Below are 13,672 nucleotides of genomic sequence, written 5' to 3' on the forward strand. Positions count from 1 at the left end.
GTGGGTGTGACCCTTACGTTCCGGCTTCGGGCGCGGCCGCTGGCGGGTGCGGCTTGCGCGGAGCGGCCGGCCGTGCGCTGCGGGCGGGGGCCGACGGCTGCATCGTCACGATGACCGGATTGGGCTTGTGATCGGTTGCCGCTCCCGTCGCGGCATCGACGCCCATTCCGACGACCCCGCCGAGCAAAAGATTGCCGGCGAAGCCGGCGGCCCCGGACGTCGGTATGTCACGGCTGAGCGGCACGACCTGCGGCTCATAGCCTTCCTTCTGAAAGGTGATCGAAATGTCGGCGTTCCGCTTGACGACCACGGAGCAGGGTGTCGTGCAGGTGGTCGGAACCTCCATTCCGCTGACGACGGCTTCCACGCCTGACGGTGTCGATGAGATGCTGATGTTCTCGGTCGTGCCGCGCGTGACAGACGCGCAGCCGCCCAGCATGACGCTGAGCGCCATAATTCCCAATGAACGCATGAAATGCCCCTTGTTCCCCGCTCCACTGAAGCGCAACCGTAGCGCGAGCGCAATAGGTCACAGGTCGGGATAGTTAAGCCACGCAGGGGTTGTGCACGAGAACAGCGGGCACCTGGACGTGGGGCCGTGCTATTCGCCGCGCAAGCGCTGATCGTCCTGCACGCGGACGTGCTCGGCGCCGCGCGCGCCGGCGGGAGACAGCCGCATCATGCTCAGCACGGCGCCGCACAGCGCAAATCCCACGCCGGCAAGGAGTGCCAGCCTGGTCCCCTCAACCGGATACCGTCCGAGCAGCAACGCCACCAGCGCAGCGCCGGTGGTCTGGCCGAGCAGGCGCGCCGTGCCCAGCATGCCGCTGGCGCCGCCGGCGCGCTCGCGCGGGGCGGCTGCGATCATGGTGCGGTTGTTAGGGGTCTGAAACAGACCGAACCCGGCGCCCGCCAGCGCCATGCGCCAGATCACGTCGAACGGCGTCGGGTCCGCGGGCAGGAAGGCGAGCGCGGCAAGGCCGCCGGCGAACAGCGTGAGCCCGATGCCGCCGAGCAGGCCGGCCGGGTAACGCTCGACCAGGCGGCCAGCGAGGGGCGCCGCGAAGGCTACCGCGATCGGCCATGGCGTGATCAGGAGGCCCATATGCACCGCCGAATAGCCGAAGCGGCTCTGGAGGTAGAAGGGGATCGCGACGAAAGCGAGCATCTGCCCGCAGAACGAGGCGATCGAGGTCGCAATCGACAGCGCGAACACCGGGATGCGCAACAGGTCGACCGGCAGCAGCGGCGAGGTCATGTGGGTCTCGCGGTAGATCAGCAGCGCGCCGGCGACGACAGCGATGGCGAACTGCACGAGGCAGGTGATCGCGGCCTCGCCATGGCCGACGCTGTCGACGGCCGCGATCCCGACGCCAAAGGTGATCGCGGAAAGCCCTGCGCTCTGCCAGTCGAACGAATGGCTGGCGGGCTTGGTGTGCGGCAGGCTGCGCAGGCCCAGCAGCAGCGTCACTGCGCCGAGCGGCACGTTGATGGCGAACAGCCAGGGCCAGCTTCCGACCGCGAGGATGCCTGCGGCGAGCGTCGGGCCGACCGCTGCGGAGAAAGCGACGACGAGTGCATTGAGCCCGATGCCGCGGCCGAGCTGGCTGCGCGGATAGGTAAAGCGCACCAGCGCCGCGTTGACGCTCATGATGCCGGCCGCGCCAAAGCCCTGGATGATGCGCGCGATCGTCAGCAGCGGCAGCGTATGCGCCAGCGCGCAGAAGGCGGACGCCAGCGTGAACAGCACCAGCCCGACCAGATAGACGCGGCGATAGCCGACGATCTCGCCGAGCGAGGCCAGCGGCAGCAGCGAGATCGTGATCGCGAGCTGGTAGCCGTTGACGATCCAGATCGAAAAGGCCGGACTCGCATCCAGGTCGGCCGCGATCGTCGGCAGCGCGACATTGGCGATGGCGCTGTCGACCACCGCCATGATGATGCCGAGCGCAATGGTGAGCACCGCCTGATTGCGCTGCGGCTGCGGCAGGCCGTCGGCATGCTCAATCGGGGCGGACGACATGATGGAGGCGCGCTTGATTCGAGCCGTGGTTCGTCTCCGAATAGGAAATTGCCGGATCGACCGCAACCCGGCAGGACACATACAGTTCCTGTGCCGGAAGCAGTCCTTCCGGCGTGGGAAGCATGGGTCGGGAGCGCTTTCCAGAGCGCTCTAGGGCCGGGCGGTTAGGCGATTGGCCCTCGCTACACCGCCGGCGGGTTCCGGTCGGTGAAGGTCGTGCGCTGGTGCCAGTAGGGATAGGGCAGCGTGACCTTGCTCGCCGCGTCGAGCTTTGCGATCTGGTCCTTGGTCAGCGACCAGCCGACCGCGCCGAGATTTTCGCGGAGCTGCGTCTCGTTGCGCGCGCCGATGATCAGCGTCGACACTGTCGGACGCTGCAGCAGCCAGTTGAGCGCGATCTGCGACACGCTCTTGCCCGTTTCCTTCGCGACGTCGTCGATGGCCTCGACGACACGATAGACGTGCTCGTCCGGCACCGGCGGGCCGAAATCGGCCGTCTTGGGCAGGCGGCTCACCTCGGGCTTCGGCTGCCCCCGGCGGATCTTGCCGGTGAGGCGTCCCCAGCCGAGCGGTGACCAGACCACGGCACCCAGCCCCTGGTCGAGGCCGAGCGGCATCAACTCCCATTCGTAGTCGCGCCCGATCAGCGAATAATAGGTCTGGTTGGCGACGTAGCGCGGGAAGCCGTGCTTGTCGGCAACAGAGAGCGATTTCATCAGGTGCCAGCCGGAGAAATTCGAAACGCCGACGTAGCGGATCTTGCCGGCGCGCACGAGCACGTCGAGCGTGCCGAGCACCTCTTCGGGCGGGGTGAAGGCGTCGAAGCCATGAAGCTGGAACAGATCGATGTAGTCGGTGCCGAGCCGGCGCAGCGAACCGTCGATGGCTGCGAGCAGGTGTTGGCGCGACGAGCCGATGTCGTTGGGGCCGTCGCCAAAGCGGAAGGTGGCCTTGGTCGAGACCAGCACCTTGTCACGGCGGCCCTTGATGGCTTCGCCGAGCACGCGCTCGGACTCGCCGAGCGAATAGACGTCCGCAGTGTCGAACATCGACACGCCGGCCTCGAGACAGATGTCCAGCAGGCGCCGGGCTTCGGTCGCATCCGTCGTGCCCCACGCCGCGAGGCGGCCAACACCGCCGAACGTTCCGGTCCCGAGACTCAAGGCGGGCACCATGAGGCCCGACCGGCCCAAGCGTCGGTATTCCATCGATATGCTCCTCGGCTGACTGCTGATTGATCCGTGCGATCTTGTTGCTGAAGTTAGCGCAAGCGAACGCCTTGTCCTATCATGCGCTCACATACCGGCCCTGCTTGGGAGCGGCCTAGTCGTGCAGCAGCATGTCATCGAACGCTGCATCGCCAACCTGCGAGCGGACCGCTTTCGCCTGAGCCTCGCTGCTCGTTACAGGTGAGGGAAGGCAGGCGCGTTCGCTATCATGCGTTTGCCGCGGCAACAGCGTCAGGCCCCAGCCGACCAGAACCAGCACCGCGAGTCGGATCGCGATCACGCTCAGCAACAGCTCCGATCCGCTTATCGTGGTGCGAGTCCTCATGTGCGCCAGCCTGATGCAGGCGGCAAGGCCTGACAATCTGGAATTGGCGAGCCTTGTCTTCGCCCCGGGCGAAGGCTGCGGCCAATGGCTGTCCGAATCTCAATGCCGCAATTGGCTGTGCCGGAAGTCGCGCGGCGACATCCCGAACTGCTCGCGGAAGACGCGACCGAAATGCGAGAGGTCGTTGAAGCCCCAGGCAAAGGCGATCTCGCTGATGTGGCGATGGACGAGCATGGGCGAGGCGAGGTCGCGCCGGCATTTGGCAAGGCGTTCGGCGAGGACGAAACGTTGGAACGAGGTCTCCTCGTCGGCGAGAAGGTCGTTCACGTAGCGCGGCGAAATGCCGAGCGCGGCCGCGGTCTCCGACAATGAAAGGTCGGGGTCGGCGAGGTGGGCACGCACGTGCGCCTTGAGCCGGTAGATCAACGCGGAGCGGTGGGTCGAAGACGGCAGCGACGTCTTGCCGAGCCGCTCGCTCAACGCCATGGCGAGAAGATCGACGGCCTGTTCCGACAGAACGGCGGCGTTGTCCGACGAGCCGATCAGCGCTCTGGCAAAGCCGGAAGATGAAATCGTAGGCGAGCCGCTCGAGCGGTGCCTCAGTGCCGAACGACATCGCAGTCAGCGTCTCGGTGCCGCCGAGCCGGCGCTGCAACATCTCGCGCGGCACCTTGAAGATGGTCTGGGTGAAAGTGTCGTTGAACTTCAGCTCATAGGGGCGCCTCGTGTCGTAGAGTGCGAATTCGCCGGGATGAATCACGGTCTCGCGGCCGTCCTGCACCACGCCGCCATCGCCGCGATTGCCGAGCGCCACCAGGACGAAATCCTGATCCGAGCGCGCAATGCGGGAGGGCGTACGGAACACATGCTGGCGGTCGGAGCGGACCTCGGAGCACACCGCCTTGCCGAGCGAAGCCTGCGTGACCGAGCCGCGAAAGGCGCTACCGAGATCGGACTTGCAGTCGAGCCCGACAAAGACGTCGCAGACGATGTCCTGCCAGAGGGCGAGCCGCCGGTAGCCGGGGCTGCCGTCCGTCGTGAACTGGATTGGCATCTGGAGAGCCTCCCTTTTCCCATCCAGCAAAACCGCGCGTGGGCGGATCCAGCCTGACCGAAGGCAAATCGCGTACCCGGCAGAAATTCCGTCCGGTCGAGTTTTTGTTCCGCCGCGGTCGAGCGTCCGGTTGCCTGCCTTGGCTCAATAGACTGCATCGGAGATGGCTTCCGATCAACCGGCAATGGAGGCGGCAATGGGCATCGAACATCCGAAATACAAGGTCGCGGTGGTGCAGGCGGCGCCGGCCTGGCTCGACCTCGACGCCTCGATCGACAAGTCGATCGCGCTGATCAGGGACGCCGCCGAGAAAGGTGCCAAGCTGATCGCCTTTCCCGAGGCCTTCATCCCCGGCTACCCTTGGCATATCTGGATGGACTCGCCGGCCTGGGCGATCGGGCGTGGCTTCGTGCAGCGCTATTTCGACAATTCGCTGTCCTATGACAGCCCGCAGGCCGAGCGGCTGCGCGACGAAGTGCGGAAAGCGCGACTCACCGCCGTGATCGGTCTGTCCGAACGCGATGGCGGTAGCCTTTATCTCGCGCAATGGCTGATCGGACCTGACGGCGAGACCATCGCAAAGCGCCGCAAGCTGCGGCCCACCCATGCGGAGCGCACCGTTTACGGTGAGGGCGACGGCAGTGATCTCGCGGTGCATGCAAGGGCCGACATCGGCCGTCTCGGCGCGCTGTGTTGCTGGGAGCATCTTCAGCCGCTGTCCAAATACGCGATGTACGCCCAGAACGAGCAGGTCCACGTCGCGGCCTGGCCAAGCTTCTCGCTCTACGATCCCTTCGCGCCGGCGTTAGGGGCCGAGGTCAACAACGCCGCCTCTCGCGTCTATGCGGTGGAGGGCTCCTGCTTCGTGCTGGCGCCGTGCGCAACGGTCTCGCAGGCGATGATCGACGAGCTCTGCGACCGTCCGGACAAGCACGCGCTGTTGCATGCCGGCGGCGGCTTTGCCGCGATCTACGGCCCCGACGGCAGCCAGATCGGCGACAAGCTCGCGCCGGACCAGGAGGGGCTATTGATCGCCGAGATCGATCTCGGCGCCATCGGCGTTGCCAAGAACGCGGCAGATCCGGCCGGGCATTATTCACGCCCCGACGTGACGCGGCTGCTGCTCAACAAGAAGCCCTACAAGCGCGTCGAGCAGTTCGCGTTGCCGGTGGATACCGTCGAGCCTACGGACATTGCCGCGGCGGCGAGCTGAGCGTTGCCGTGAGGGCGGACGTGTCGCGGCTCTCGGCTACGCGACGCAGTGGCCGAGTAATTCCGGATGTGCGGCGCAGATGTGATGCGCGCCGGCGTCCCTGAGCTCGGCCTCGCTGCCATAGCCATAGAGCACGCCGATGGCTGTCATGCCGTTGGTGCGGGCGCCGACCACGTCGTGGCTGCGGTCGCCGATCATGATCGCGCTGCTCGCATCGACCTTGGCCTCGTCGAGCGCGTAGCGCAGCAGGTCGCGCTTGTCGACGCGTGTGCCGTCGAGCTCGGAGCCGAACACACGCTCGAAGTAGGGCTTCAGGCCGAAATGATCGACGATGCGGGTGGCGTAGACCGCGGGCTTGCTGGTCGCGACGAACATGCGCGGTGTGGTCGCGGCCAGCGTCGTCAGAGTGTCCACGATGCCGGCATAGGCCTCGTTCTCGAACAGGCCGATATCGCTGAAGCGCTCGCGATAGAGCAGCAGCGCGCGGTCGGCGAGTTCGTCGGTTCCGGTGAGCTTCTTCAGGCTGGCATGCAGCGGCGGGCCGATGCACCAGGTCAGCTCGTCCTCGCTCGGCACCGCGACGTCCAGCCGCTCCAGCGCGTATTGGATCGAGCGCGTGATCCCCGGCTTCGGGTTGGTCAGCGTGCCGTCGAGATCAAAAAAGATTGTCACCATCCGGGCGGGACCTGCGTTGATACTGCCGTCTGTTGCTAGTTGGCTGGGGTTCCAAGTCAAGGTCCGATTTTGGTCGATTGCGTCGATGCCATGCGAATAGCTCGGGTTATCGCTGTCTTGTGCCAGGCCCTCGTGCTGTCGCCGGCGCTCGCAGAGGAGACGGCGCCGCCCGTCGCGCCTCCGAAGGCGGAGGAGCCCGCGAAGCCGCCGGAGAAGCCGGCTGACGCGCGCGAGAGCGATACGCGGGAGTCGATCTGCCTGATCGTGGAGGCGGCCGCGCGCGATGCCAATCTTCCGCTGGAATTCTTCGCCCGGGTGATCTGGCAGGAGAGCCGCTTCCAGGCCGATGCGGTGGGCCCCACGACACGCAGCGGCGAGCACGCGCAGGGGATCGCGCAGTTCATGCCGGGCACGGCAAACGAGCGCGGGCTGCTCAATCCGTTCAACCCGGTGCAGGCGCTGCCGAAGTCGGCGGAGTTTCTGAGCGAGCTGCGCAACCAGTTCGGCAATCTCGGCCTTGCCGCAGCCGCCTACAATGCCGGCCCGCGGCGCCTGCAGGAATGGCTCGCCGGCACCGGGGGCATGCCGGAGCAGACCCGCAACTACGTCTTCGCCATCACCGGCACGAGCGTCGATGCCTGGGCCAAGGCGGGAGCGACCGGCAAGGGACCGCCGAGTTCGCCGCCGACCAGCTGCCGTGATCTGATGGCGCTGCTCAAGCGCGCGCCCAACGCCTTCGTCGCCGAGCTCGAGCAGCATGTGGAGCTTGCGGCCGCAAAGGCATGGGGCGTCCAGCTCGCCGCCGGCTTCGACCGCAATAGGGCGCTGGCGATGTACTCCCGCGCCGTGACGCGGCTCAGCACGGTGATTGGCGAGCGCGATCCGAGCCTGCTGTCATCCGTGATGCGCAGCCGCGGCACGCGGGCGTTCTACCAGGTGCGCATCGGCACTGAGACGCGCAGCGAAGCGGATGATTTGTGCAACCGGATCAGGAAGGCGGGCGGGGCGTGTTTCGTGCTGAAGAACAGGGGAATGAGCGGGTAGACCGCCAGTGGGGTGTCACGCACGTCGCTCGCATGCCAGCTCCGCCGAGCGCTTCCTTGACGGCCGCCTCCGCAATGGCCGTTATGCGCCGACGATTCCTCTTTCGCCGGCCGTCCTGTGGCGCTTCCTCCGCTCGATTCACCGCAATGGAATAGCCGCTGGCTTGCCTTTGGCTGGGGGCTGCGCTCGATCACGCAGACGATCCTCACCATCGTGCTGTTCGTGACCTATCTCGGCATCGGCGCGCTCGCCCATGACACTCATTTCAGCCTGGCCTGGGCGCTCGCCTCGACGTTGTTCGTCTGGGCGGGGCCGGCGCAGATCATCCTGATCACCACGCTCGGTTCCGGCGCCACCATCATTCAGTCGGCGATTGCAGTCACGGTCAGCGCGATCCGTCTGTTTCCGATGGTCGTCTCGGTGCTGCCTCTGATGCGCACGCCGACGACCAAACGGCGCGAGCTGATCTTTGCTGCGCATCTCACCGCGGTGACGCTGTGGGTCGAATGCCACCGTTTCCTGCCGCAAGTGCCGCGTGAGCGGCGGATCGCCTTCGTTCACGGGCTCGGCTGTGGCCTCGTCTCGGTCTGCCTCGTCGCCAACACGGTCGGCTATTTCCTCGCCGCCAACCTGACGCAGACGCTTGGAGCGGCGATCCTGCTGCTGACGCCGCTGTCCTTCCTGTTCTCGACCGCGCGCAACAGCCGCGAGGTCGCCGATGTCGTCGCGCTCGTGCTGGGCATATTGCTGTATCCGCTGGCCGCGAAGATGAATTCCGGCGTCGATATCCTGGTCAGTGGGGTGGCGGCCGGCACGATCGCCTATGGCGTGCATTGGTGGCGACAGGTGCGCGCATGAGCTTTGCGCAAGCGATCGGCGACTGGCACGCGCTGGCGGTGCTGTTCGTCGCCGGCGTCGTTCCCAACCAGATATGGCGCATGCTGGGCCTGTGGTTCGGCGGCGGCATCGACGAGGGCTCCGAGCTGCTGGTCTGGGTGCGGGCGGTTGCGACCGCGATCCTCGCCGGCGTCATCGCCCAGATCGTGGTCGAGCCGCCAGGTGCGCTGGCTAGCGTGCCTGATGCCCTGCGCTATGGCGCGGTGGCGGCCGGCCTCGTCGCCTTCCTGCTGGCCCGTCGCTCGATCTTTGCGGGCGTCGTGACCGGCGAAGTCTTCATGCTGGCCGGCAAGTGGTGGTTGGGCTAAAACCGCCGGCGAACAGCCAAGGAACAGGAAATATGGTTCGCGAACAGGAGCTCCGCGAGGGCGAGGTCGCCATCGAGCTGCCACCGACGCAAGATGCCGGTCTCGTCTTCATCGGCCGTATCCGCACGCCCTGGGCGTCGCGGCTGGAGACGCCGCGGCAGGGACGTCAGGATGGTCCGGTGTGCCGCCTCGAGATCTTTGAGCCGTTCGTGCCGGCCATCAAGGGCGTCGATTTCTACAGCAATCTCGAAGTGCTCTATTGGCTCGACCAGTCGCGCCGCGACATCATTTTGCAAAGCCCGAAGAACAACGAGAAGACCCGCGGCACCTTTTCGCTGCGCTCGCCGGTGCGGCCTAACCCGATCGGTACCTCGATCGTGAAGCTGGTCGGGATCGAGGGAAATGCGATCCTGGTGCGCGGGCTCGACTGCCTCGACAACACGCCGCTGATCGACATCAAGCCGGATCGTTGCGAGTTCACGCCTCTGGCCGCGCCGCAGAAGGGCGATTTCGAGACGGAGTGACAATCAGCTCTTCAGCGCCGCGATCAGCTTCGCGGCGTGCTCTTCCAGCACCTTGGCGTCTTCCTTGCGGCTTGCGGGCGGCAGCATGGCGACGCCGTCGTGGCGCGGCATCACGTGCATGTGCAGGTGAAACACCACCTGTCCGCCGGCGGGCTCGTTGAACTGCTGCACGGTGATGCCGTCGGCGTCGAAGGCCTTCATCGCGGCTGCAGCGATCTTATGCGCGCCGCGGGCGACATGGGCGTAGTCGTCAGGCTTGATGTCGAGAATGTTGCGGGCAGGGGCCTTCGGGATCACCAGCGTGTGGCCAGGCACGCGCGGCATGATGTCGAGGAACGCGAACACGTGCTCGTCCTCGTACACCTTGGAGCAAGGCAGCTCGCCGCGCAGGATCTTTGCGAAGATGTTGTTGGTGTCGTAGGCGGTCATACGGCGGCTCCTCGAATTTTGCGCTTACTGTCACCAGCCACGGCAAACCGTCAAGGCGCCTCGTCGACGCCTTTGCGGAACGGGCCGAGCTCGGCGAGCTCCCGTCCGGCTTCCGCGACATAGGCGCGTTCGCGCTTGAGATAATCGTCGATGGCGCGGCGCAGGCCGGGATCGGCGATGAAGTGGGCGGAATGGGTGGTGCGCGGCAGGTAGCCGCGCGCGATCTTGTGATCGCCCTGCGCGCCGGCCTCGACATGTTTCAGGCCGCGACTGATCGCGAAATCGATCGCCTGGTAATAGCAGACCTCGAAATGCAGGAACGGATGATGCTCGACCGCGCCCCAGTTGCGACCGAACAGTGTGTCCGAGCCGATGAAGTTGATCGCGCCAGCGATCCAGCGATTGTTGCGGCGGGCCATCACCAGCAGCACGTCCTCACTCATGGTCTCGCCGATCAGCGAGAAGAACTCGCGCGTCAAATAGGGGCGCCCCCATTTGCGCGAGCCGGTCTCCATGTAGAATTCGAAGAAGGCATCCCAGGCATCTTCGGTGATGTCTTTTCCTGTCAGCCAATGGATGGTTATTCCGGCCGGCAGCGCATCGCGCCGCTCGCGCTTGATCGACTTGCGGTGGCGCGAGTTCAGCGTCGCCAGGAAGTCGTCGAAACTCGCAAAGCCCTCATTGTGCCAGTGGAACTGCTGGTCGGTACGCTGCAGGAAGCCGTGCTGGGCGAGCAGCTTCGATTCGGCTTCGCGCGCGAAGGTGACGTGGACAGAGGAGGCTTTGCTGACGCCGCACAGCGCCACCAGCCCGCTCGCCAGCGCCTCCATGATGCGCACGCGATCGACACCGTCGCGGACCAGCAGCCGGGGCCCGGTTGCCGGGGTGAAGGGAACCGAGACCTGGAGCTTCGGATAATAGCGCCCGCCGGCGCGCTCATAGGCGTCCGCCCAGCCGCGGTCGAAGACGTACTCGCCTTGGGAATGCGATTTCAGATAGCAGGGCACAACGCCGGCGACGCGGCCATCGATCTTGGCCACGAGATGCCGCGGACCCCAGCCGGTGCGGATGGTCGCCGAACCCGATATCTCGACGGCCGCAAGAAATGCGTGCGATACGAATGGGTTATAGGCAGGTTTTGAGAGGCTGAGGGAATCGCCTCGAAGGGCGGATGAGGTTCCCGGGCCATGCCCGTTGCAGGCCTTTTCGTTAAAGGTCTTGCCGGGATTGGCGCAGGCGTCCCAATCCTCCGGTGGCACTTCGCCAATCGAAGGTACGGCCTCGAGCGTGATTTCGGATGATGCCATCGTTGCCCAAGATCGTGCATTGCAGCAGCGACTTCAAGAGGTGGGGGAGGCACGCTCTCGTGCCCCGGACGCAGCGCAGCGCTTCTTCAGCGGTGCGCTGCAGAGCCGGGGCCCATGTCGCTGCGGATTCGTGGAGAGATGGGTCCCGGCTCTACGCAGCAGCCTTGCACGTTGCAGCGCGTCCGGGACACGAGCAAGCCCTACGGCACGAACCCTTCAAAAATCATCTGATCCGCATGCTGCCCAACCCGCGTCCGCTGCTCGCCCGTGCGCACCGTCCAGCCGAGCAGGGCGCAGCCGAAGGCGTTGCGGGCGATCCAGGGGGCGGGGGCCGGGAGGTCGTCGACCCGAAAGGCGACGAAGTGGGGTTGAGTCCGAAAGCCGTGGCGCAGATACAGCATGCTGTCACGCTGCGCCTGGCTCAGCTTGGCCCAGTAGTCGTCCTCATAGGTGTGCTGCGCGACGATGCCGCGCGGACGGGAGGGCAACAGTTCACGCAGCGCCAGCACCTGGTCGGGATCGAAGGACATGCCGACGGCTGGCCCGTCATAGGATTCCAGCACCTCCGCCATCCGCTTCACCAGCTTGCGGTCGCCGCCAAAATGGCTCTTCACCTCGATCACCAGCGGGACGCGGCCGGCGACGAGGGCGCAGAGGTCGCTGAGCGACATCATCCGCTCAGGCGTGTCCTTGAACTTGATCGCCTTCAACTCCGCCGCGGTCCTTTCGACCACCTCGCCGGTCGCCTCGGTGAGGCGGCCGAGGGCATGGTCGTGATGCACCATGGCCTCGCCGTCGGCGGAGAGCTGGATATCGACCTCGATCGAGAAATTGCCTGCGATCGCAGCTTGCACCGCGCCCGGCATGTTTTCGACAATGCCACGGGAGATGTCGTGCAGGCCGCGATGGGCGACCGGCCGGGCTGTCAGCCAATCCGGAGCGCGCATGCGCGTCAGGCGACCTCGAACACGCCGTCGACCTCGACCGCCGCATCGGCGGGCAGCGAGGCGACGCCGACGGTGGTGCGGGCATGGCGCCCCTTGTCACCGAAGGCGACGACCATCAAATCCGAGGCGCCGTTCAGCACCTTCGGCCCGTCCAGGAAATCCGGCGCCGAGTTGATGAAGCCGCCGAGGCGCACCACACGCACGACCTTGTCGAGGTCGCCGAGCGCCGCCTTGACCTGGGCCAGCAAATTGACCGCGCAGCCGCGCGCAGCCGCAGCGCCGTCCTCGATGGAGACGCCGGCACCCAGCTTGCCCTTGGCGATCAGCTTGCCGGCGGGATCGAAGCAGACCTGACCTGAGACGAACAGTAAATTGCCGGTGCGCACGAACGGCACGTAGTTGGCGACGGGCGTGGGGGCTTCGTGCAGCTTGATGCCCTGTTCCGCCAGCTTCTGCTCGACCGTGCCCGCCATGTCCGACCTCGTTGTCCAGAAATCATTCGCCCCGGCGCGTCCGCAGGCGGCCGGGCGCGCCCTGTTTCGCCCATCGGGCCGCCACATGCAAGCAACCGGAAGGGCTGTATTTGTTGAGGTCGGACAGCAGGTTCAGCGCAAGGGCCGCAACTTTACGTGAAACGGCCTCAGTTGCGACGCAATGGAACGGTCATTAAAATGTCGAATCTGCGCTTCCCCAAGGATCTGCGCTTCCCAAGGAATAGACATGGTGCACCTTTTCCGGCTCGGTGTGATGGCGCTCGCGGCGGCTGCTTTCGGTCCCGGCGGCGGGGCCCAGGCCGCCAACGGTCCGTTTTTGGCGCATCAAGCACTCTATGACCTCAGCCTGGTGAAATCGCGGTCCAACTCCGTCAACAGCGCGCGTGGCCGCATCCTCTACAACTTCACCGGAAGCTCGTGCGAGGGCTACACCTCCGAATTCCGCCAAGTGTCCGAGCTCGACAGCGGCGAGGGCAAGGTTACGCTCAGCGATCTCCGTTCCAATTCCTGGGAGGATGCCGCCGGCAAGAGCTACCGCTTCAAGATCGAGACGCGCATGAATGAGGCGGATGCCGGCCGGGTCGACGGCTCGGCCGAGCGCGACGGCGACCACATCAACGTCAAGCTGAAGCTGCCGGCGCCGAAGAGTTTCACCCTCGACGGCAAGATCGTATTCCCGACCGAGCAGATCCACCGCATCATCGCGGCAGCCAACGAAGGCAAGTCGCTGCTCGAGCTCTCGGTGTATGACGGCTCCGACGACGGCCAGAAGGTCTACAACACGCTGACCGTGATCGGCCAGCCGATCCCCGCCGACCGCGCCGGCTCGCCGGATCCGTCAACCTCCGACGAGCACATGAAATCGCTCAAGCGCTGGCCGGTCACCGTCAGCTATTTCGACCGCGAGGCCCAGCAGAAGGAAGGCGAACAGACGCCGGTCTACGCGATGGCGTTCGAGCTCTACGAAAATGGCGTCTCGCGCCAGCTCGTGCTCGACTACAACGATTTTGTCATTTCCGGCGCGATGGGCAAGTTCGACGTCAAGGACAGCAAGCCCTGCAATTGAGGGGGCGCCTGCCGTGCACTCTATTCTATCACCGTCACCCTGAGAGCTTGTGACCCTATGAGTTGCGGGCGCGCTATTTGGCTCGGTGGGACGATAGCAATCGGGCGGTAGGCCTCAAGGTTGGTGGGATTTGCTCA

At 65.7% G+C, this 13,672-nt stretch carries 15 protein-coding genes and 1 pseudogene; 6 read left to right on the forward strand and 10 right to left on the reverse strand.

All coding sequences use genetic code 11. From position 1 onward, the window contains the following. Window positions 1–13 precede the first annotated feature (13 nt). From IVA81_RS10095 to IVA81_RS10115, 5 genes and pseudogenes are all read right to left on the reverse strand, one after another. Window positions 14–472 carry a PEGA domain-containing protein gene (locus IVA81_RS10095; RefSeq protein ID WP_247315364.1) on the reverse strand — a complete coding sequence of 153 codons (459 nt, stop codon included), beginning with the start codon at window positions 470–472 and terminating at the stop codon, window positions 14–16. Window positions 473–601: 129 nt separating this feature from the next. After that, window positions 602–2,023: an MFS transporter gene (locus tag IVA81_RS10100; RefSeq protein ID WP_247315367.1), complete on the reverse strand. Its 1,422-nt coding sequence runs from the start codon at window positions 2,021–2,023 to the stop codon at window positions 602–604. A gap of 182 nt (window positions 2,024–2,205) precedes the next feature. Continuing rightward, the gene (locus tag IVA81_RS10105; RefSeq protein WP_247315370.1) at window positions 2,206–3,231 is read right to left on the reverse strand and encodes an aldo/keto reductase; all 1,026 of its coding nucleotides are present in this window, start codon (window positions 3,229–3,231) and stop codon (window positions 2,206–2,208) included. Between the two features lie 115 nt (window positions 3,232–3,346). Further along, a complete protein-coding gene (locus IVA81_RS10110) occupies window positions 3,347–3,532 on the reverse strand; it encodes a hypothetical protein (protein ID WP_247315489.1) in 186 nt (61 codons plus the stop codon). 144 nt (window positions 3,533–3,676) lie between these two features. Then, a pseudogene (locus tag IVA81_RS10115) lies at window positions 3,677–4,631 on the reverse strand (helix-turn-helix domain-containing protein). A 196-nt stretch (window positions 4,632–4,827) separates the two neighbouring features. On the opposite strand from IVA81_RS10115, the gene IVA81_RS10120 reads away from it, so the two are divergent. Then, entirely contained in the window at window positions 4,828–5,844 is a 1,017-nt protein-coding gene (locus IVA81_RS10120; protein WP_247315373.1) for a carbon-nitrogen hydrolase family protein, read from the forward strand. A 36-nt stretch (window positions 5,845–5,880) separates the two neighbouring features. Here IVA81_RS10120 and IVA81_RS10125 read toward each other — a convergent pair whose 3' ends face one another. Beyond that, window positions 5,881–6,519 (reverse strand): HAD family hydrolase, encoded by a 639-nt coding sequence (locus tag IVA81_RS10125; protein WP_247315387.1) that lies wholly within the window; start codon window positions 6,517–6,519, stop codon window positions 5,881–5,883. A 90-nt stretch (window positions 6,520–6,609) separates the two neighbouring features. Between IVA81_RS10125 and IVA81_RS10130 the strand changes: the two genes are divergently transcribed. The 4 genes from IVA81_RS10130 to tsaA all read left to right on the forward strand — a co-directional run bounded on the left by IVA81_RS10130 (window position 6,610) and on the right by tsaA (window position 9,292). Then, window positions 6,610–7,563 (forward strand): lytic transglycosylase domain-containing protein, encoded by a 954-nt coding sequence (locus tag IVA81_RS10130; RefSeq protein WP_247315390.1) that lies wholly within the window; start codon window positions 6,610–6,612, stop codon window positions 7,561–7,563. A 117-nt stretch (window positions 7,564–7,680) separates the two neighbouring features. After that, window positions 7,681–8,421 carry an AzlC family ABC transporter permease gene (locus IVA81_RS10135; RefSeq protein WP_247315393.1) on the forward strand — a complete coding sequence of 247 codons (741 nt, stop codon included), beginning with the start codon at window positions 7,681–7,683 and terminating at the stop codon, window positions 8,419–8,421. Further along, on the forward strand, window positions 8,418–8,768 hold the full coding sequence (locus IVA81_RS10140; protein ID WP_247315396.1) for an AzlD domain-containing protein: 351 nt from the start codon (window positions 8,418–8,420) through the stop codon (window positions 8,766–8,768). The genes IVA81_RS10135 and IVA81_RS10140 overlap by 4 nt, the downstream gene beginning before the upstream one ends. A gap of 32 nt (window positions 8,769–8,800) precedes the next feature. Continuing rightward, a complete protein-coding gene (gene tsaA, locus IVA81_RS10145; RefSeq protein ID WP_246919863.1) occupies window positions 8,801–9,292 on the forward strand; it encodes a tRNA (N6-threonylcarbamoyladenosine(37)-N6)-methyltransferase TrmO in 492 nt (163 codons plus the stop codon). Window positions 9,293–9,295: 3 nt separating this feature from the next. Here the strand turns inward: tsaA and IVA81_RS10150 are convergent, their stop codons facing one another. The 4 genes from IVA81_RS10150 to IVA81_RS10165 form a co-directional block, all read right to left on the reverse strand. Next, entirely contained in the window at window positions 9,296–9,721 is a 426-nt protein-coding gene (locus IVA81_RS10150; protein WP_247315413.1) for an HIT family protein, read from the reverse strand. 50 nt (window positions 9,722–9,771) lie between these two features. Next, on the reverse strand, window positions 9,772–11,028 hold the full coding sequence (locus IVA81_RS10155; protein ID WP_247315416.1) for a GNAT family N-acetyltransferase: 1,257 nt from the start codon (window positions 11,026–11,028) through the stop codon (window positions 9,772–9,774). A gap of 200 nt (window positions 11,029–11,228) precedes the next feature. Then, window positions 11,229–11,975 carry a glycerophosphodiester phosphodiesterase gene (locus IVA81_RS10160; protein WP_247315419.1) on the reverse strand — a complete coding sequence of 249 codons (747 nt, stop codon included), beginning with the start codon at window positions 11,973–11,975 and terminating at the stop codon, window positions 11,229–11,231. A gap of 5 nt (window positions 11,976–11,980) precedes the next feature. After that, window positions 11,981–12,448, reverse strand: coding sequence for a RidA family protein (locus tag IVA81_RS10165; RefSeq protein WP_247315422.1), 468 nt, complete (start codon window positions 12,446–12,448; stop codon window positions 11,981–11,983). A 247-nt stretch (window positions 12,449–12,695) separates the two neighbouring features. On the opposite strand from IVA81_RS10165, the gene IVA81_RS10170 reads away from it, so the two are divergent. Next, window positions 12,696–13,535: a cell envelope integrity EipB family protein gene (locus tag IVA81_RS10170; protein WP_247315426.1), complete on the forward strand. Its 840-nt coding sequence runs from the start codon at window positions 12,696–12,698 to the stop codon at window positions 13,533–13,535. Window positions 13,536–13,672: the final 137 nt, after the last annotated feature.

This window comes from Bradyrhizobium sp. 141, from assembly GCF_023074055.1.
Classification (GTDB): Bacteria; Pseudomonadota; Alphaproteobacteria; order Rhizobiales; family Xanthobacteraceae; genus Bradyrhizobium.